This window comes from Dyadobacter sp. HNCC25DJ186, from assembly GCF_056895235.1.
Window position 1 is genome coordinate 717104 of the sequence record NZ_JBXHAS010000002.1, and the last position, 17923, is coordinate 735026.

Below are 17923 nucleotides of genomic sequence, written 5' to 3' on the forward strand. Positions count from 1 at the left end.
TACTTATCCAACTCTTGGAACATTGAAAACTCAGTAAAATTTTAGAAGCCTTTTATTGTAGTTATTACCCGGAAATCGCGGGTTACATTTGAAAATTTGGCTTTTTCAAACAAACTCCCTGCATCGCCCGGCGATTTGATATTCGTTATCGTTCCATTCCGGCAACACCGATCCCACACCATGTAATAACCTCCGGGGTCACTGAAATCTGCCGGATCAAGAAAAATATCGGTCGCATACGTTATTTGAATAGTTTCTGTTGAAGCAATCACGCAGAGTTGATTTGTATACGAGACCGATTTTCGTCCTGTTTTCGGTATGTCAATAAAGCCCATCGAGGCATTGTCGCGCTTTCTGAATACATAAACCAGAACCCGATTATCTTCGGCGCCTGGGTTGCCGTTGCGCGCATCAAAATACATTGTAAGCCCAATGTTATAGTTATAATAACTATTTTTGTTTTCGGTTATAAATAATTGCCCACCCACAATATGTGTGGCCCTTGCTTCGATGATGCATAGCAGAAGTACGAAGGATAAAATCAATCGGTTTTTCATGATGGGCGTTGCGGTAAAAATTAGGCGATAGGTAGAATTTAGAAATAAAATAAAAACAAATGTCAAAGGGTACCAGGTACGAATACGTTGAAATTACTGATTTCGCGGCAGAAGGTAAGTGTATTTTCAAATCAGAAGATGGTGTAATTTTTATAGAAGGAAATGTTGCGCCGGGGGATATTGTGGACCTGGAAGTGGTCAGAACAAAGAAAAAATTAAAAGAGGCTATTGTCACCAAAGTTCATTCCTATTCTTCGCTTCGGACGCAGCCCTATTGTCAGCATTATTCGGTTTGCGGCGGATGCAAATGGCAGCATATTGCTTACGAACATCAGTTACGGTTTAAGAGACAGCAGGTTGTAGACCATTTTCAGAGAATTGGTAAGATCAAAAATGTGGAAATCAATCCGATTCTTGCAGGACCAAAGACAGAATATTATCGTAACAAACTGGAATTTACTTTCTCAAATTATCGCTGGGTAACAAAAGAGCAATTAGATACTGGCGAAACATTTTCAAGAAACGCACTGGGTTTTCACGTTCCGAAGCGTTTTGACAAAATTTTTACTGTGGACACCTGTCATTTGCAGCCGGATCCATCCAATGCCCTACGTAATTCGCTTCACGCTTTTGGTGAGGAGAATGGAATCCCATATTATGATGTCAAATACAACGTAGGGACGCTCAGAAATCTGGTGGTTCGTACGGCAAATACCGGCGATATCATGGTGATCGTGCAGTTTGGCGAGCAGAACGACGAGGCGATTGATAAGGTCATGAATTTTATGCGGGAAAATCATCCGGAAATTACTTCGCTGAATTATATCGTAAACCTGAAAGGAAATGATTCTTATCAGGATCAGGAAGTAATTAATTTCTCGGGAGAAGCGACGATCAGGGAGACAATGGAAGATCTGACGTTTTTGGTTGGGCCAAAGTCTTTTTATCAGACAAACTCTGAGCAAGCTTACAATTTGTTTAAAGTGACAAGAGATTACGCAGGACTGACCGGAAACGAATCTGTCTACGATTTATATACAGGAACTGGGACGATTGCCAATTTTGTTGCACGCCAGGCCAGGAAGGTAGTCGGTGTTGAATATGTTGAAGCAGCGGTTCAGGATGCGCGAATAAATTCTGCGTTAAACGGAATCACGAATACAGAATTTTTCGCAGGTGATATGCGAAGAATAATGAATGAAGGATTTCTGGCAAAACATGGAAGACCGGACGTAATCATTACCGATCCACCTCGGGCGGGTATGGACCAACCGGTTGTGGAAACAATTCTGGCGGCTGCTCCTGACCGCATTGTTTATGTAAGCTGCAATACGGCCACGCAGGCACGGGATTTGGCGTTTATGTCAGAAGATTATGAAGTTACCAAAGTTCAGCCCGTCGATATGTTCCCTAATACGCATCACGTTGAAAATGTCGCTTTGTTACTAAGAAAGGAACGATAGGATCGAAAGTGTGAATAGTATTATTTCTATTGACTAACTAATTTTTTGCGATGTTTGATTTAAATTAATATAATTTTACCAATAAATAAGAAAGCCGCCTGAACCTTATGTTCAGACGGCTTTTTTATTTATAAACATCTTTTTGGAATTAAAAAGGCGGTTCGCTGTCTGGTCCTTTGTAGTCAAAATTATTTAAATCATTGGCTCGACTTCTTAAAGTCCCTCCACCGGAATTTTGTGCCGGATTAGCATTTCTGTTTTGATTTTCAAAAGAAGAAATCGGATTTGGATTGTTAATCGGGCGATCGGTTACGAATGGAGCAGGCGCAAATTGAGAGTCCAGATCGGCAAATTTTGTATACTTCCCGATGAATCTTAGTTGAACCGTTTCCAGAGATCCAGCCCTGTTTTTTGCAATAATCACTTCGCCGACACCTGCAACAGAGTTTCCGGTTTCATCCTCAGTTATGCCATAATATTCAGGACGATACAAGAAAATTACCATATCGGCATCTTGCTCAATAGATCCGGATTCCCTTAAATCTGAAAGTTGAGGCCTTTTTTCACCACCACGGGTCTCAACCGCACGGCTCAACTGGGAAAGCGCAATCACGGGCACATCAAGTTCCTTAGCAAGATTTTTCAATGAGCGAGAAATCATCGCAATTTCCTGTTCACGGTTACCAGCGCCTTTTCCACCTGTATCACCCGTCATCAGCTGCAAGTAGTCAATAACCACCATCTGGATATCATGCTGCGCTTTTAATCGACGGCATTTTGCCCGCAATTCCAAAATGGATAGGGCAGGGGTATCGTCTATGAAAATTGGTGCGTTGGTCAGTCGATGGATACGGTGGTGAAGCTGCTCCCACTCATGCGGAGCAAGGCTTCCCTTACGGATTTTCTCACTATCAATTTCTGCTTCGGCCGAGATCAGACGATTCACTAACTGAACCGAGGACATTTCGAGCGAAAAAATAGCTACGGACATATTAAAATCCACAGCAGCATTTCGGAGTGATGAAACGACGAAAGCCGTTTTTCCCATACCCGGACGCGCCGCAAGGATAACCAATTCAGTTTTCTGCCAACCTGACGTAACTCTGTCGAGAGCGCTGAAACCCGAAGGAACACCCGTTAGTCCATCCTTGTTATTTTTTTTCTGATCCAGCTCTTCCAATGCCTGACGCATCAAAGAACCCATGTCAGAATAATTTTTCTTAATGTTTGACTCTGAAATTTGAAACAAAGCCTGTTCGGTCTTGTCAAGCAGTTTGAAAACGTCAGTGGTATCCTCGAACGCATCTCTCTGAATTTCAGATGAAATGGTAATTAATTCACGCCTTATGGACGCTTGTGTGATGATCCTCGCATGGTACTCAATGTTTGCCGCCGAGTTGACTTTCGAGGTCAGCCCAACGATATAGGATGACCCTCCAATCAGTTCAATTTCGCCGGTACTCCGCAACTTGGAAATAACGGTGAGCATATCGATAGGCTCCGAATCTGCAAAGAGTGTCAGGATCGCAGCGTATATTCTTTGATGTACATCTTTGTAAAAACTCTGCGGTCTTAATATATCAACAACAGCTGTAAGTGCGTCTTTTTCAATCATTAAGGCACCCAGAACTGCCTCTTCCAGGTCTATGGCCTGAGGAGGAAGTTTGCCATAATTCTGCTCAAAACCCTGTGTTCGGGAAACAGCTGGTTTCCGGCTGGGAATACCAGATTTAGTACCTGACTTGTTAAATTGGTTTGTCGATTTGTCATTTTCCATGTATGACAAAATTAAACATAACGGGCTTGTCAGAAAAGAAACTTGCGACAACTATTTTTTTTAATTTATTAAAAATATCATGTTCCGCTGATTATGAAAGAGTTGATCAAAATATATTTATTTTACATCGTTAGTATTGGTATGGAATTTTTAATTTGTGTATTATTTTAGAATAAATCTTGGTTATTATTACTAAATTTTAGAGTAATTCCTTAAACACTAAACGATCATTCATTTGCTAGAAAAAATTATCACGCTCGAAGACGTCTCAATGGTCGATTTTTTGGGCACTCATAATTCCAATATTAAAGAAGTATCCGCTGCTTTTCCAAAAAGCAAAATTATCTCCCGCGGGAATGAAATCCGGATTCAGGGCACTGCACCTGAAATTATGCGTATCACCGACATACTTGAATCGCTGGTTGCGCATTACCTGAAATATGGTAAGGTCACAAGCGAAAATGTTAAAGTTTATTTGAACGGCATTTCCAGGCCAGCTGTCCAGAATGCTGAGGATGACGCCGATGTGATCATTTACGGAAACAAAGGGCTGGTCGTTAAAGCAAAAACAGCTAACCAGAAATTGTTGGTTGAGGCGGCAGCTAAGTTTGATCTTGTGTTTGCGGTTGGGCCTGCGGGAACTGGAAAAACATATACCGCGGTGGCCATCGCGGTTCGGGCTTTGAAAAATAAAGAAGTACGCAAAATAATTATCACGCGTCCGGCGGTTGAGGCGGGAGAGAACCTTGGGTTTTTGCCGGGTGATTTGAAAGAAAAAATAGATCCCTATTTAAGGCCAATTTACGACGCGCTGGACGACATGATCGCGCCGGAAAAGTTAAAGCTTTATCTGGAAACACGTGTCATCGAAATTGCTCCGCTTGCCTATATGCGCGGTAGAACGCTTAACAATGCTTTCATCTTACTAGACGAGGCGCAGAATACCACGCCGATGCAAATGAAAATGTTTCTTACCCGGATGGGGCCGAGTTCAAAGGCAATCATCACCGGGGATAAGTCGCAGATAGATCTTCCGAAAAACCTGAAATCAGGTTTGATTGACTCGCTTGCCGTTTTGAAAGGCATAAAGGGTATTAGTTTTGTAGAATTGGATGGTTCGGACGTTGTACGCCACCGCTTGGTCAGGGATATTCTGGCTGCTTATGAAAAATCGGAGATTTAATCGTCACGCCTTTTTATTTATAGCGCTCCTGGGACTTAATGTACCCGGGAGCGTTTTTGCGCAAATAGCGGATTCACTTCTGATACGCTGCGTGACACATGAAAGGGAAATTTACAAAGAGAAAAAAAGCCCTGGTTTATATCGGGATCGGATTAATACAGAAAATGCCATTCAGGAGTATTTGAATAATAACCGTTCAGTACTTAGGGTTGGTGCTACAAATGAAGTGATAAGAATTCCTGTTGTCGTGCATATCGTGCATAACCGGCGGGACGGCATGATCGGCGGCCTGAATAATCCAAATATTACAAACGAGCAGATAAGAAGTCAGATTGAGGTTTTGAATGAAGATTACAGGAGAAAGGTCAATACCAGAGGGTTTAACTCAGATCCCGTTGGCGTGGATACCGGCATTGAATTTTACCTCGCCGAGTACGACGAAAATGGAAAAAGTACTACTGGTATCACAAGAACCCAATATCTTGCGAGAGACTTGTTTAACCCGATAACCGACGATCAGCTTTTATCTGACATTGCTTACTGGCCGTCAGATAAATATTTAAATATTTGGGTATGCCGGCTGCTCGATTCCTATCTTGGGATCTCTCAGTTTCCGTCGGTTGAGGGAATTAATGGGCTGAATACAAAAAATGAGAAGTACGAGCGAACCGACGGAGTCATTATCGATTTCAGGTTTTTTGGTAGGGATGCGACAGTTAATACAAGTGAAATTTATAATCTCGGCAGAACGACAACGCATGAAGTAGGGCACTGGCTTGGTTTGATTCATATATGGGGAGATGCATTTTGTGGCGATGATTTCTGCGACGATACACCGCCGGCAGAGAGCAGAAACCAGACTTCCGTTTGTGTCGATAAGTATTCAAATTGCTCCGGATTTCCGACGCGTAATATGATTGAGAATTATATGGATTATTCGCCTGATTCCTGTATGAACATTTTTACTGCTGGCCAGTTAGCGCGGATGAAGGCGGTATTGGAGCTGAGTCCACGGAGGAAAAAAATGATCGAATCGGCGATAGAAGGCAGGCTGGAACCTTCCGAAAACCTCGCATTGGAAGTCTTTCCAAACCCGGCTAGTGAAGAAGTGAGTGCAAATGTCCGCTTTGCCGATTTTCAAAATTTTTCCCTTTCCATTTATGATATCAAAGGAAATCGCCTTGAAACCCAGACGTACACGGATGTCTGGAGCAGACGTGTTACACTCGATATCAATAAATTACATACAGGATTATATTTTTTTAAAGTGACCACAGACAAAGAAACCGTCACAAAGAGGTTTGTAATTAAATGACAAAAAAGTATGCTCTCACGGGTACCTTTTGTTGGATTAATTCTGACTTTTTCAATCGGTATTTTACTTGGCGACTGGATCTTAAAGAATCCTTCGGTGAGTTGGTATTTCAATAGCACAATACAAACGGCTGTGATCTTTTTGGTCACAGCCGTTTCTTTTTGGTTTTATAGTGAAAAAAAGTACCTGGTATTTGGCGTTTTACTTAACATAGTATTGCTTCTGTCAGGATTTCTGTCACTGACGTTGCGCCATGAAAATCTATATCGTAACATCGATTTCCTGACAAAAAATAAATATGATTTTTATCTGGTAACCGTCCGGAATATTCCGGAAAAAAGGGCGAAATCCATCCGGGTCGATGCGGTGATTGAAAAGATTCGCGTTGACGGAAAGTGGATCAAATCTGATGTTAAAGCCTATCTGAGTATTCCGCAGGATGCTTCACAAATTCCTTCTGCAGGCGATCAGATTGTGGTGAGGGGAAATCTGGAAAATCCAAAACCGCCAATGAATCCGGGAGAGTTTGATTACCGGCGTTATTTGTGGAATAAGGGAATTGTCTGGACGGATTATCTGCCGGAAAATTCATATCAGGTTATTAAATTATCTGGAAGTCAGCATATAAATTCATGGGCTCAACGAATTTCTCAATGGTCGGACAGGCAGTTTCGTGAGAACCTGACAGATGATAAATCGTATGGATTAGTTAAAGCCATGTTACTTGGCAGGCGAGATGATTTGCGTTCGGACCAGGTTGACGACTATACCACTTCGGGAACCGTCCATATTCTTTCTGTTTCGGGTATGCACGTCGCAATTATATTTTTTGTGCTCAGCTATTTGTTAGGTTGGATGAAGCGTTTAAAAGGCGGAAAGTACCTTTACCTGGCTACAATAATGCTCCTTCTCGGCTTTTATGCAGTGGTCACCGGCCTGCCACCTTCGGTTCAAAGAGCTACGCTCATGTGTATCGTTTTTGTTGTTGCAGAAGTTTTTGCCCGAAAGCACAATTCCATGAACACGCTTGCCATATCTGCCCTGATCATTTTGTTATTTGATCCACAGGCAATTTTTGATCTGGGATTTCAGCTTTCGTATCTCGCGATGTCCGGAATTTTCCTGTTCTTCAGACCAATAGAATCATTATGGATACCGGTCAGTTGGTTTTGGAAATATATCTGGCAAATTACTGCACTTTCATTTGCTGCGCAGCTCGCCACTTTCCCTTTAAGCCTATTCTATTTTCACCAGTTCCCATTTTATTTTTGGCTTGTCAATCCCTTTGTGATTACGTGTACGAATGCGCTCCTGCCTGCCGCATTGGTTTTGCTTTTTGTCAGCCTGGGTCCGTTTGTCTGGTTAAAAGCGACCGTAGGATGGATAGTTTATGTTTTCGCACTGCTAACGAATATTTCCGCCTCGGTTCCGAAAAACCTGCCTGGTTATCTGATCGGAAATCTTTATCTTGATAGGTTCGAAGTTGTCCTGCTTTATGTTCTGATGTTATTGGCCTGGTATGCTTACGAATCGAGGGAATTTCAAGGGTTGAAATACCTGTCGGGCCTTGTAATATTGTTTGTTTTTTATTCAACCTCACAAAGTTCTCAAAATTACATCAGTTATAAAGGCATAGTTCATTCCGTTCCTAACCATTCCGTCGTCAGCCTCAAAGAAGGTGATAAATTGTTTGTTTTTTCGGATGAGGCCTTTCGCGTGGACACCAGCGCTTATGATTTTTATATCAAAAATTACGGTATCAGTGAAGGTGTTTTAGAGACGATATTTTTGGCAGATTCTGTGAAAACTGAAAGTTTGGTTTCAATGAAGGTTGGTGATGGAAAACTACTTTCCTGGAAAAGCCACTTGATATATCTTGGTGGTTATTTTCCGACCAAAACTTCCATTGATTACGTTCTCCATAATTCATCAAAATACCCGAAGATTTCAGAGATTGATGTAAATTTAAATACTACTTTTTTAATAAGCGGGGAGGTGAAAAAGCGGACAGCAGAACGCTGGCATACCACGCTTAAAGCAAATCATATCCTTGTTCACGACCTTCAAACGCAGGGCGCGTTTTTATTGCCTTGAATAAATATCCAGGATTTCTTTACTGATTTTTCGTTCCCACTCCGCCTGCGCCGTGGCGTTTAGCCCGTGGCCAGTTGCGGCGTCGTACGCTTCCTGCTCCCTGTTCATCTCTCTGAAAGCCTCAAGGAATTGGTATTGAATTTCACTGTCATAATCTTCGATAGTCAATTCTCCTGATTCGAGCCGTTTCTTAAAACGCTCAACGACAACTCTCGTGATGTCAAAATGAAGTTGTTCATGTCTTAATGTACCCGCATTTTTTGCTTCCGGCAGCCCCCAGGACATACTTTTTACCATAAATATTTTCAGGTCAATTTGAAGAATAAGATCGTTGTCTTTTGGATAGGAGTGGCCTTCGTAGGCAAAAGATGTAAATACGGCGGCGGCAAATCTGCTGCCTGGCCTGCTCTTTTGTCCCTGAAAATCTGACCATACCAGTGGCCTTTTAACACTGTAAAAAACGGTATCAGCCTTATCCTGAGCGGTTACTTCATTGAAAACGATTTTCAGATTTTTCGCCAGCGCTGGATTTTTGCCATTATTTGAGCCCATCCACTTTTGAAAATGGGTCAATGCCTGATCAAGCATTTGCCGTATCAATTTTTGATGATCATACTCTTTTTCGGGACGGGTATAGGTCGCAGAAGTCTGGTAGTTTGTAAGTTCGACCGGCACCATATTTCTATACCACCGGAATGTCACTTCCAGCTTAATATCTCCGGAAACGCGGTTTGGGCCAAGCCGCTTCTCATTAATCTGGAAGTCTTTAATCGTAATGTAAAGCGGCAAAAGTTCAGCATTTCTTTTAGGCGCATTGTAGGACCAATAGGAAGCCAGCTCCTTTTCAATCGGGTTGGCTAATGCGGCCGGTTTCTCCTTTCCAAGGGAAATAACTTTTCCAAAAACATTACCCTTTATCTTGCGCTTGTCCTCTACATCCTGCACAAAAAACTTGTTCGCCCGGATCATGGACGACGGTTCTCTTCCGAGCGTTATAATCTCAGGAGTAATTTGAGCAAAAGAAACCAGGTTCAGAAAAATAAATAAGCAAATCAGGCCTTTTGTCCCGCTCTTATTTGTTAATCTATATTGAATCCAATTCATGCTTTTTCTAAGTTTGCAGGTAATTTATGTTTTAAAGAATCGAATGAGTTCACTAACAACGAAAAACCGGCCGGAATTTGATGATATTTTTATGGAGCTTGCAATAAATCTTGCAAAACGCTCTCATTGCATCAAAGCGCAGGTCGGTGCGGTACTGACAAAGGACACGCGGATTATTTCAATAGGTTATAACGGGCCGCCGGCAGGAACGCATAATTGCGATGAGGAGTTTCCGGAAGTTGGATGTCCGAGAGATGCAAAAGGAAGTTGTTCCCTGGCGCTTCACGCTGAACAGAATGCGATTCTTTTTGCCGTTAAAAACGGATCCAACATTGAAGGAGCTACACTTTTTGTAACATTAGCCCCTTGTATTGCCTGCGCAAGAGTTATTTATACGATGAAAATAAGTAAAGTAATTTTCCTGCATTCCTATGCAGCTTACAAGGGTATTGGAAGAGAAGAAGGCGTAGAGTTTTTAAGAACTTTCGGCGTAGAAGTTGAACAATACGGGAAATAATGTTTAATTATTAATTGTTAATGGTTAATTATTAATGATTAAGGGTTAATTTTTAATGATTTAATGGATTAACTGGCATTGAGTCTTCGCCAGCTAATCCATTATCAGTGGTGATGTCAACTGCGCCAACTGTTTGTGAATTAACCATTAACCATTAACCAGTAACCATTAACCATTAACCATTAATCCTTAACCATTAACAATTAATCATTAACCCTTAATCATTATCAATGGTGATGTCCACCCTCGCCATGTACGTGTCCATGACTGATTTCTTCATCCGTCGCAGGGCGAATCGATAGAATAGAGCCCTGGAAATGCATTTCTTTTCCCGCAAGCGGATGGTTGAAGTTCATGACAACCACTTCTTCTTTCACTTCAACAACCTGGCCGTGCATACGCTCGCCATCTTCGTTTGTCATCGGAACAATATTACCGATCTCAAGAAGTTCTTCCTGGTCAACACCTTCCATTGCAAAAACAGCCTTTGGTAATTCGACAATTGCCTCAGGGTCAAATTCTCCGTAACCTTCCTCTGGCGAGACAACGAAGTCAAAAGTATCACCCTGAGCAAGTCCTTCAATCTTTTCTTCGAAGCCCTCAGGAAGTCCGCTGATTCCCTGGATAAAATACATCGGATCTTCTTCCGTTACTACTTCTACAATATCCATTTCACCGTCATTGTCGGGTATTCTAAGACTATATATAAGTGCTACGACATTATTCTTTTCGACTTTCATTTGCTTGTTTGGTTAAAATATTGGTTGTTGTAAAATAATTGTTCCACGTTGGATTAGGAAAAACAAACGTACGGGAATTTTGCCAAAATGTCTTTTTTTATGAATTTTTTAGCGCATTTATTGCTTTCAGGAGACAATGAGGAGGTCATTATCGGAAACTATGTCGGAGATTTTATAAAAGGCAGGTTGACCGGCGAGAAGATAATCGGCTGGAGCAACGATTTTTTGCTCGGAGTAAAATTGCATAGGCATATTGACATGTTTACGGATGAGCACCCAATCGTCAGAGTGGCAAAACATAAGGCTGCGGAAGTCTTGGGAAAAACGGCAGGAATCGCAATTGATATTTACTTTGATTATTTTTTAGCCAAATATTTTGATCAATTTTGCAATGAGACTCTTGCAGCATACAGCGCCAGAATGTATGATGTGGTCCGAAAAAATGATCCGTTGATTCCGGCAAATATGAAATCCATGGTGCGGACGATGATCAAACAGGATTGGCTTAATACCTATGAAACACTGGAAGGAATTAAACTGACATTCGGACGGTTGTCGGGAAGGGCTGATTTTCTGGACGTATTAAATATGGCGGACGAAGATTTAGAAAGAAACGAAGAATTTTATCATGCCAAATTCGATCTTTTTTTTCCGTTGCTGCAAGCAGAATCAGCCAGGTTTATTGTTGAAACCAGGGCTTAGGTAATGCTGTAAAAGTTAGTATATATTAAAATTTAGAATAAAAAATGGCTCAAACGCCTGACGCTGCCCTTAAAGAAATTAAAGCTAAGAAGTTTAAACCGGTATATTTCCTACACGGTGACGAACCCTTTTACATTGATGTTATTGCTGATGCCCTTGAAGAACGTGTTGTATCCGAATCAGAAAAGGGATTTAACCAGTTTGTGCTTTACGGTAAAGATACCGATGTTGCCGGCGTGCTGAGTTATGCAAGACGTTACCCATTTATGGCAGAACGGCAGCTTGTGATTGTCAAAGATGCCAATAAACTCGGCGGTATTGATCAAAAAGAACAACAGGCGCGTCTTGAAGACTATGCCCAAAACCCGCTGCACAGTACCGTTCTTGTGTTCTGTTTTCACGCAAATGCTGACGAACGGAAAACTTTCGTGAAAGCTTTCAATACGCATGGTCATGTCATACAATCAAAAAAAATGTATGACAATAAATTGCCGGATTGGGTTGCTTCTTACTGTCAATCGGAAGGGATGAAAATAAGTCCGAAGGCGGTACAGATGATGGTCGACAATATTGGTAACGATTTGAAAAGGCTTACCAATGAGATCAGGAAAATTATGGTGAACCTCCGTGTTGATCAGGGAATCGATGCCGAGGTGGTGGAGCGTTTTGTTGGAATCAGTAAGGAGTATAATGTTTTTGAATTTCAAAAAGCGCTTTTGATGCGTGACGTCATCAAGGCAAATAAAATTGCCACGCATTTTTCTGCCAACGCGAAGGACAATCCGCTTGCCCCGATTTTGATCATTCTTTTCGGTTTTTTCTCAAAGGTCCTGTTAGTACATGCCAGTCAGGATAAGTCTGAAAAAGGCTTGGCTGCGGCATTGGGTGTAAATCCTTTTTTTGTTAAAGATTATTCGCTGGCAGCCAGAAATTACCCTTTGCCGAAGGTTGCACATGTGATTCACTATTTACGTGAAACAGACAGTCGTTTAAAGGGTCTGGATGGCGTGAGTATACCAGAAGGAGAACTGTTGAAGGAACTGGTTTTTAAAATCGTTCATTAAGTAATATACGAGGCACTGAATAAATGCCTCGTATATTACCATTTAGCTTTGTGCGTCATGAAAAATGATTCCCAGCGTATACCTTTCTCCTGAAAGGACTTCGCTCACGCCGTGTTTCATATTGACCCGATAATATCCTCTGCTGCCTTTCGCCGGCCGGAAATTGGTTGTGAACAAAAGTATGTCGCCCTTTTTTGGTTTTAAAACAATCGCTTTGGATTGTGAGCGGGGTGTTTGTTGGACTAAAACAAATTCGCCTCCATGATAATCTTCATCAGCCTCATTCAGAAAGATCACAAGCTGAATAGGAAAGAATATTTCTCCGTATAAATCCTGATGTAAAGTATTATGACCGCCCTGACCATATTTCAGCACAAGTACGGTAGGTTTTGTCTGTCCATACTCACGGCATAATCCGTGAAGTTCTTCGAGTGACTTTGGGAAAGTTTTATTAATGTTCAACACGTTCATCCAGTTATTGGCAATCGGAACGAGTTTTGGATATACCAATTGTCTAACCTGCTGAATCAGTTCAGGTAACGGATATTGAAAATATTTATACTCACCCAAGCCGAATCGGTAGCGTTCCATGACGATTGTTTTGCGATATAATGCCTGGTTTTGGTATTGGTTAATTAGCGACGCACATTGCTCCGGATTTACGACATTTTTTAGAACCGCAAATCCACTGCTGTTCATATTTTCCGTAATTTTTTCCCAATCGATGGATTCGATAATTTCAGAGATTGTGTTCATAGTTGAAGGATTACTTTTTGGTACAACAAAAGTATCCCGCCCCTCAAATTGAAAAAACCTGAATCTTGCTGAGTTGGCGTCAACATAATTCAGGTTTTCAAATAATTCACAATTTCGATCAGGACTCCAATACGTGAACGTCTTTTCGCTCACCTATTTGTTGTCTCCACATGGCATAATAAAGGCCTTTTTCTTCAAGAAGCGCATTATGGCTTCCGGTTTCAATGATATTGCCTTTTTCCAAAACATAAATTCGGTCCGCATACATAATCGTGGAAAGTCTGTGTGCTATCATAACCGTAATGTGCTGGCGCTGGCTCGTGATGTTGCGGATCGTGTTCGATATTTCTTCTTCCGTCAGAGAATCAAGGGCGGAAGTTGCTTCGTCAAAAATCATCAAATGAGGGTTTCGTAAAAGCGCCCGGGCAATTGATAAACGCTGGCGTTCACCTCCGGATAATTTCAAACCGCCTTCTCCTATCACAGTATCAATTCCATTTTCTGCACGTAACAAGAGGTTATAACACGCCGCCTTTTTAAGTACTTCTTTGATCATTTCATCCGTAGCAGCAGGATTTACGAATAAAAGATTTTCTTTGATCGTTCCTGAAAAAAGCTGTGTGTCCTGCGTGACAAAACCGATCTGATGTCTTAATTCATCAAAATCTATACTACTGTCGCTGTGATCGTTATAGTATATACTTCCGGTATTTGGATGATATAATCCAACCAGCAATTTTACAAGCGTCGTTTTTCCTGATCCTGAAGGTCCTACAAAAGCGATGGTTTCTCCTCGTTTAACGTTGAAAGAAATTTCATCCAGCGCCGGTCTCCTCGCTGTCTGATGCTGGAAGTGGACTTTTTCAAAACGTAATGTCTCAACAGCGTCAATTCGTTCCGGATGCGCAGGTTTTCTTTCGATTGGCCTGCTTAATAATTTTTCAAGATTTATCAAAGACGCTTCTGCTTCGCGGTAAGATAAAATCACATTTCCAAGCTCCTGTAAAGGCGTGAAAATAAAAAATGAATAAAATTGCATCATCATCATTTGACCGACCGTGATCTGATCATGAAATACAAAAAACAGCAGCGAGAACATGATACATTGCTGTAAGAAATTGACGAACGTTCCCTGGATGAAACTGATGGAGCGGATACTTTTAACTTTTTTTAATTCCAGTTTCAGAATCTTAAAAGTTGTTAAATTAAGCCGGCGAATTTCCTGTTGGGTTAGGCCGAGACTTTTTACAAGTTCAATATTTCGTAAAGATTCCGTTGTAGAACCCGCCAGCGCTGTCGTTTCTTTGACAATATTTTTTTGTACCTCTTTAATCTTCCGGCTTAGAATACTGGTAAGCAAAGCCAGCACAACCGAACCAACCAGATAGATAACCGGAAGCATTGGGCTAAGTTTAAAAGCTACTATGGTTACAAAGACAATTCCGACTAACGTTGCGAACAACACGTTTACAAAACTGGTGATGAATTTTTCGCAATCGGCCCGTACTTTTTGTAAAACTGATAAGGTTTCTCCACTACGTTGATCTTCGAAATCCTGATAGGGCAAACGCAACGCATGTCGTAACCCATCGGTATAAAGGTCCGCCCCGAATTTTTGGATAACCACATTGACGACATAATCCTGGAACGCTTTTGCGATTCTGGAAACCATAGCAGCTCCTATGATCATCAGTAGGCCAATTGTGATACCTTTGAAAAACTCGTCGTTCAAACCATTGTCGCGGAAATATTTCGCCTTATTCGCAAACGGATCTATCAAAACATTTCCAAGGATGTAAGGATTCAGTAAAGAGAAGATCTGGTTAATGGCCGCTAAGATCAATGCAAGAAAAATGAGGCCTTTATATCGGCTAAGATATTGTAGTAATAATTTCATGTCGTGGTGAAATGACGGTAGTATTTGGTGCTGATCGTTGTATTAACCTAAAGATGGTAAATTTAATTCTGTTTTCCGCAGATAGAATAGAGGATTATGGAATTGGTGGAGCAGATAGAAATATTAAATTCAAATGGTATGAAAGATGCAAAATAAAAAAGGCATCCTTTTGGATGCCTTTTTTTCGTAGCGGGGAGCAGAATCGAACTGCCGACCTTAGGGTTATGAATCCTACGCTCTAACCATCTGAGCTACCCCGCCGTACCGTTATTGTGGTGCAAAAGTATGTTAAAGAAATTTACAATGCAACTGTTTTTGGTATTTTGAATGAAAAAAACTAAATTGTAAAAAAACAAAAATGTACGTTTTTCATTTTTATTAACGTTTTATGTTATATTACAACTTTTAAGATCAGCAGGTTAACCTTAGTAGAATGGAAGAACCAATAAACCCAGTCCCGATGGAAAAATTTAAGTTTACGACTGAATTTGAGTTACGATCATCCCCAAAAGTGTTATTTCCGTACATATCCACGCCATCTGGCCTGGAACAGTGGTTTGCGGAGAAGGTGATCGTCATGCCAAATCAAAGGTTCGATTTTCAATGGGATGGAGATAGTCACATAGCCAGACAGACGGGGTTGCGAATAAATAAAGGGGTGAAATTTGAATTCGAAAATACGAGCGACGATGACCTGGATAATAACCATCTGGAAATCAAGCTGGAAGTGAGTGAATTGACGCAAACAACCTTTTTAAGAGTGACAGATTATTCGGCGAACAGAGATGAGGCTGAACTAATATCGTTGTGGAATGGGTTTATGGATAATCTTAAAGAAATTGTAGGGAGTTGATGAAAAAGCTGGATAAGCTTATACTAAAGTCCTTTTGGGGACCATTTATAGTAACCATGTCAGTTGTGGTTTTCATATTTTTGATGAAGATCATGATTTTTTATATTGATGATTTTGTGTCAAAAGATCTGGGTATCTGGGATTACTCCCGCCTGTTCTTTTTCTTCAGTCTCATTACTGTCCCGACCGCCCTTCCGCTTGCCATGTTGTTGTCATCATTGATGGCTTTTGGTAACCTCGGAGAGTTTTTCGAATTGACGGCACTCAAAAGTGCCGGTATTTCAGTTGTCAGGGCGATGGCTCCGCTATTCATCGTCGCCGTAGGGATCAGCATCTTTTCTTTTTATTTTAATGACAGGGTCTCGCCCTGGGCAAATCTGAAAGGATATAGTCTGCTCTATGATATAAAAACCACCAAGGCAACTTTGAAAATCAAGGAAGGGATTTTCTATAATGACCTTCCTGGTTACAGTATCAAGGTTGACAAGAAAATGGCTGATGCGCAGTCGATGAAAGGTATGGTGATCTATAAACATGATAACAGGTCATACGAGCGTGGAAACACACAGATTATCCTGGCCGATTCTGGTAAAATGTACACGATCAACGAGAATTCAAATCTGGTGATCGAGTTGTATAACGGGACAATGTACAATGAGGAGACAGAGGGGAGCGGAAGAGCATACATTTCACCCATAGCTACGGGCGGTCCCGGTGCTCCGCCGCCAAGTACAAAGTTTACAAGAAATGTTTTTGATCATTACAAACTCGTTGAAAGTTTGTCGTCTTTCGGTATGAAACGTACGGACGAGGGGCAGTTCAAATATCATGAGTTTATGAAAAATATTAATGATCTGAACCACACGGCTGATTCTATCAAGACTTCTTATGACGAGACGAAGAAAAATCTCTTGCCGAACAGTCAGCAATATTTTTCCTATAACTACAAACAAGGAACTGACAAGACCTTAAAACCTGGAAAATGGATCGACTCTCTATTGGCCAAGCCAATTAAAGACAGTTTGAAAACAGAGATATTGACAAATGCGAAAAGTTCTGCGTCGAGTATGCAGAGTTACGTCAAGTCTAATGCAGATTATTTGCAGTCGAAATTGAAGGAAGCCAGTAAATATGAATTGGAAAAACATCATAAATATACCAATGCGATATCCTGTCTCGTAATGTTTTTGATCGGCGCACCACTAGGAGCGATTATCAAAAAAGGTGGGTTTGGAGTGCCTGTTTTGGTCTCTGTTCTATTTTTTATCTTGCTTTACGTCCTCATCAATCAGGGTGATAAATGGGTTAAGGAAGGTATGTTAAGTGTTCCGGTTGGAGCCTGGCTGGCAAATACGGTGCTATTTCTGGCAGGAGCTTATTTCATTGACCGGGCCCGAAGTGACTCACGGCTTTTCGATAAGGACGTTTATCAAATGCGTATTAAAAGAATTAAATCTTTCCTGGCGAGTAGATTTGGAAAATCGCGGCTTATCAATTCATAGTAAATTATATTTTCTTTATAGTAAAAGAATTTGTACTTTTGCGACCTTGTTTGCAGTATAGTGCTGTAAATCTATCACATATTTAATCTGTTGTTACAATCATGTATTTAACTACGGAAAAGAAGAGAGAGATCTTCGAAACCAAAGGTTTTAAGAAAGAAGGCGGAGACACTGGATCAGCCGAATCACAAATTGCTTTATTTACGTACCGTATCAATTATTTGAACGAGCACTTAAAAACGCACAAAAAAGATAACGATACTCGTCTGGGGCTACTTAAAATGGTAGGAAAGCGCAGAAGATTATTGGATTATCTTTACAAAAACGACATTACTCGTTACCGTGCTATTATCGCGGAATTGAACATCCGTAAGTAATTTATTAGATCAGGGAACTTGC

At 41.1% G+C, this 17923-nt stretch carries 16 protein-coding genes and 1 tRNA gene; 10 read left to right on the plus strand and 7 right to left on the minus strand.

Going from position 1 to position 17923, the window contains the following annotated elements:
• Window positions 1-41: 41 nt before the first annotated feature.
• Window positions 42-557: a hypothetical protein gene (locus tag AC1XUO_RS07990; RefSeq protein WP_483329245.1), complete on the minus strand. Its 516-nt coding sequence runs from the start codon at window positions 555-557 to the stop codon at window positions 42-44.
• Window positions 558-616: 59 nt separating this feature from the next.
• On the opposite strand from AC1XUO_RS07990, the gene rlmD reads away from it, so the two are divergent.
• A complete protein-coding gene (gene rlmD / locus AC1XUO_RS07995) occupies window positions 617-2020 on the plus strand; it encodes a 23S rRNA (uracil(1939)-C(5))-methyltransferase RlmD (RefSeq protein ID WP_483329246.1) in 1404 nt (467 codons plus the stop codon).
• A 148-nt stretch (window positions 2021-2168) separates the two neighbouring features.
• Here the strand turns inward: rlmD and dnaB are convergent, their stop codons facing one another.
• Window positions 2169-3797 carry a replicative DNA helicase gene (gene dnaB, locus AC1XUO_RS08000; RefSeq protein WP_483329247.1) on the minus strand — a complete coding sequence of 543 codons (1629 nt, stop codon included), beginning with the start codon at window positions 3795-3797 and terminating at the stop codon, window positions 2169-2171.
• A 235-nt stretch (window positions 3798-4032) separates the two neighbouring features.
• On the opposite strand from dnaB, the gene AC1XUO_RS08005 reads away from it, so the two are divergent.
• Genes AC1XUO_RS08005 through AC1XUO_RS08015 form a run of 3 tightly spaced genes read left to right on the plus strand, consistent with a single transcriptional unit; the run spans window position 4033 to window position 8389 of the window.
• On the plus strand, window positions 4033-4980 hold the full coding sequence (locus AC1XUO_RS08005) for a PhoH family protein (RefSeq protein ID WP_235152760.1): 948 nt from the start codon (window positions 4033-4035) through the stop codon (window positions 4978-4980).
• On the plus strand, window positions 4961-6295 hold the full coding sequence (locus AC1XUO_RS08010; protein ID WP_483329248.1) for a M43 family zinc metalloprotease: 1335 nt from the start codon (window positions 4961-4963) through the stop codon (window positions 6293-6295). The genes AC1XUO_RS08005 and AC1XUO_RS08010 overlap by 20 nt, the downstream gene beginning before the upstream one ends.
• A 9-nt stretch (window positions 6296-6304) precedes the next feature.
• Entirely contained in the window at window positions 6305-8389 is a 2085-nt protein-coding gene (locus AC1XUO_RS08015) for a ComEC/Rec2 family competence protein (protein WP_483329249.1), read from the plus strand.
• Here AC1XUO_RS08015 and AC1XUO_RS08020 read toward each other — a convergent pair.
• Window positions 8378-9493: a DUF922 domain-containing protein gene (locus AC1XUO_RS08020; protein WP_483329250.1), complete on the minus strand. Its 1116-nt coding sequence runs from the start codon at window positions 9491-9493 to the stop codon at window positions 8378-8380. The genes AC1XUO_RS08015 and AC1XUO_RS08020 overlap by 12 nt on opposite strands.
• A gap of 43 nt (window positions 9494-9536) precedes the next feature.
• Between AC1XUO_RS08020 and AC1XUO_RS08025 the strand changes: the two genes are divergently transcribed.
• A complete protein-coding gene (locus AC1XUO_RS08025; protein WP_483329251.1) occupies window positions 9537-10010 on the plus strand; it encodes a deoxycytidylate deaminase in 474 nt (157 codons plus the stop codon).
• 227 nt (window positions 10011-10237) lie between these two features.
• Here AC1XUO_RS08025 and AC1XUO_RS08030 read toward each other — a convergent pair whose 3' ends face one another.
• Window positions 10238-10750 (minus strand): FKBP-type peptidyl-prolyl cis-trans isomerase, encoded by a 513-nt coding sequence (locus AC1XUO_RS08030; protein WP_483329252.1) that lies wholly within the window; start codon window positions 10748-10750, stop codon window positions 10238-10240.
• Window positions 10751-10849: 99 nt separating this feature from the next.
• Here AC1XUO_RS08030 and AC1XUO_RS08035 point away from each other — a divergent pair, with 99 nt between their 5' ends.
• Both AC1XUO_RS08035 and holA read left to right on the plus strand, forming a co-directional pair.
• Window positions 10850-11452, plus strand: a complete 603-nt coding sequence (locus AC1XUO_RS08035) for an acyl carrier protein phosphodiesterase (protein ID WP_483329253.1) — start codon at window positions 10850-10852, stop codon at window positions 11450-11452.
• Window positions 11453-11496: 44 nt separating this feature from the next.
• Entirely contained in the window at window positions 11497-12516 is a 1020-nt protein-coding gene (gene holA / locus AC1XUO_RS08040) for a DNA polymerase III subunit delta (protein WP_483329254.1), read from the plus strand.
• A gap of 42 nt (window positions 12517-12558) precedes the next feature.
• On the opposite strand, the gene AC1XUO_RS08045 is transcribed toward holA, so the two are convergent.
• From AC1XUO_RS08045 to AC1XUO_RS08055, 3 genes are all read right to left on the minus strand, one after another.
• On the minus strand, window positions 12559-13272 hold the full coding sequence (locus AC1XUO_RS08045) for a 2OG-Fe(II) oxygenase (protein ID WP_483329255.1): 714 nt from the start codon (window positions 13270-13272) through the stop codon (window positions 12559-12561).
• Between the two features lie 118 nt (window positions 13273-13390).
• Window positions 13391-15169 carry an ABC transporter ATP-binding protein gene (locus AC1XUO_RS08050; RefSeq protein WP_483329256.1) on the minus strand — a complete coding sequence of 593 codons (1779 nt, stop codon included), beginning with the start codon at window positions 15167-15169 and terminating at the stop codon, window positions 13391-13393.
• A gap of 187 nt (window positions 15170-15356) precedes the next feature.
• Window positions 15357-15430: transfer RNA gene (locus tag AC1XUO_RS08055), tRNA-Met, on the minus strand.
• Between the two features lie 199 nt (window positions 15431-15629).
• On the opposite strand from AC1XUO_RS08055, the gene AC1XUO_RS08060 reads away from it, so the two are divergent.
• The 3 genes from AC1XUO_RS08060 (at window position 15630) to rpsO (ending at window position 17901) form a co-directional block, all read left to right on the plus strand.
• Complete coding sequence (locus AC1XUO_RS08060) at window positions 15630-16022, plus strand: START-like domain-containing protein (protein WP_235152771.1); 393 nt, start codon at window positions 15630-15632, stop codon at window positions 16020-16022.
• Window positions 16022-17524 carry an LptF/LptG family permease gene (locus tag AC1XUO_RS08065; RefSeq protein ID WP_483329257.1) on the plus strand — a complete coding sequence of 501 codons (1503 nt, stop codon included), beginning with the start codon at window positions 16022-16024 and terminating at the stop codon, window positions 17522-17524. The genes AC1XUO_RS08060 and AC1XUO_RS08065 overlap by 1 nt, the downstream gene beginning before the upstream one ends.
• Window positions 17525-17625: 101 nt before the next feature.
• On the plus strand, window positions 17626-17901 hold the full coding sequence (gene rpsO, locus AC1XUO_RS08070; RefSeq protein ID WP_090335674.1) for a 30S ribosomal protein S15: 276 nt from the start codon (window positions 17626-17628) through the stop codon (window positions 17899-17901).
• The last annotated feature ends 22 nt before the right edge of the window (window positions 17902-17923 follow it).

What these genes read in the sequence shown, in the direction of transcription:
- AC1XUO_RS08030 (WP_483329252.1), bottom strand. Translation starts at nt 10,750, where the DNA reads ATGAAAGTCGAAAAGAATAATGTCGTAGCACTTATATATAGTCTTAGA.
- dnaB (WP_483329247.1), bottom strand. Translation starts at nt 3,797, where the DNA reads ATGGAAAATGACAAATCGACAAACCAATTTAACAAGTCAGGTACTAAA.
- AC1XUO_RS08025 (WP_483329251.1), top strand. Translation starts at nt 9,537, where the DNA reads ATGAGTTCACTAACAACGAAAAACCGGCCGGAATTTGATGATATTTTT.
- AC1XUO_RS07990 (WP_483329245.1), bottom strand. Translation starts at nt 557, where the DNA reads ATGAAAAACCGATTGATTTTATCCTTCGTACTTCTGCTATGCATCATC.
- holA (WP_483329254.1), top strand. Translation starts at nt 11,497, where the DNA reads ATGGCTCAAACGCCTGACGCTGCCCTTAAAGAAATTAAAGCTAAGAAG.
- AC1XUO_RS08060 (WP_235152771.1), top strand. Translation starts at nt 15,630, where the DNA reads ATGGAAAAATTTAAGTTTACGACTGAATTTGAGTTACGATCATCCCCA.
- AC1XUO_RS08050 (WP_483329256.1), bottom strand. Translation starts at nt 15,169, where the DNA reads ATGAAATTATTACTACAATATCTTAGCCGATATAAAGGCCTCATTTTT.
- AC1XUO_RS08015 (WP_483329249.1), top strand. Translation starts at nt 6,305, where the DNA reads ATGCTCTCACGGGTACCTTTTGTTGGATTAATTCTGACTTTTTCAATC.
- AC1XUO_RS08035 (WP_483329253.1), top strand. Translation starts at nt 10,850, where the DNA reads ATGAATTTTTTAGCGCATTTATTGCTTTCAGGAGACAATGAGGAGGTC.
- AC1XUO_RS08010 (WP_483329248.1), top strand. Translation starts at nt 4,961, where the DNA reads ATGAAAAATCGGAGATTTAATCGTCACGCCTTTTTATTTATAGCGCTC.
- rlmD (WP_483329246.1), top strand. Translation starts at nt 617, where the DNA reads ATGTCAAAGGGTACCAGGTACGAATACGTTGAAATTACTGATTTCGCG.
- rpsO (WP_090335674.1), top strand. Translation starts at nt 17,626, where the DNA reads ATGTATTTAACTACGGAAAAGAAGAGAGAGATCTTCGAAACCAAAGGT.
- AC1XUO_RS08065 (WP_483329257.1), top strand. Translation starts at nt 16,022, where the DNA reads ATGAAAAAGCTGGATAAGCTTATACTAAAGTCCTTTTGGGGACCATTT.
- AC1XUO_RS08045 (WP_483329255.1), bottom strand. Translation starts at nt 13,272, where the DNA reads ATGAACACAATCTCTGAAATTATCGAATCCATCGATTGGGAAAAAATT.
- AC1XUO_RS08020 (WP_483329250.1), bottom strand. Translation starts at nt 9,493, where the DNA reads ATGAATTGGATTCAATATAGATTAACAAATAAGAGCGGGACAAAAGGC.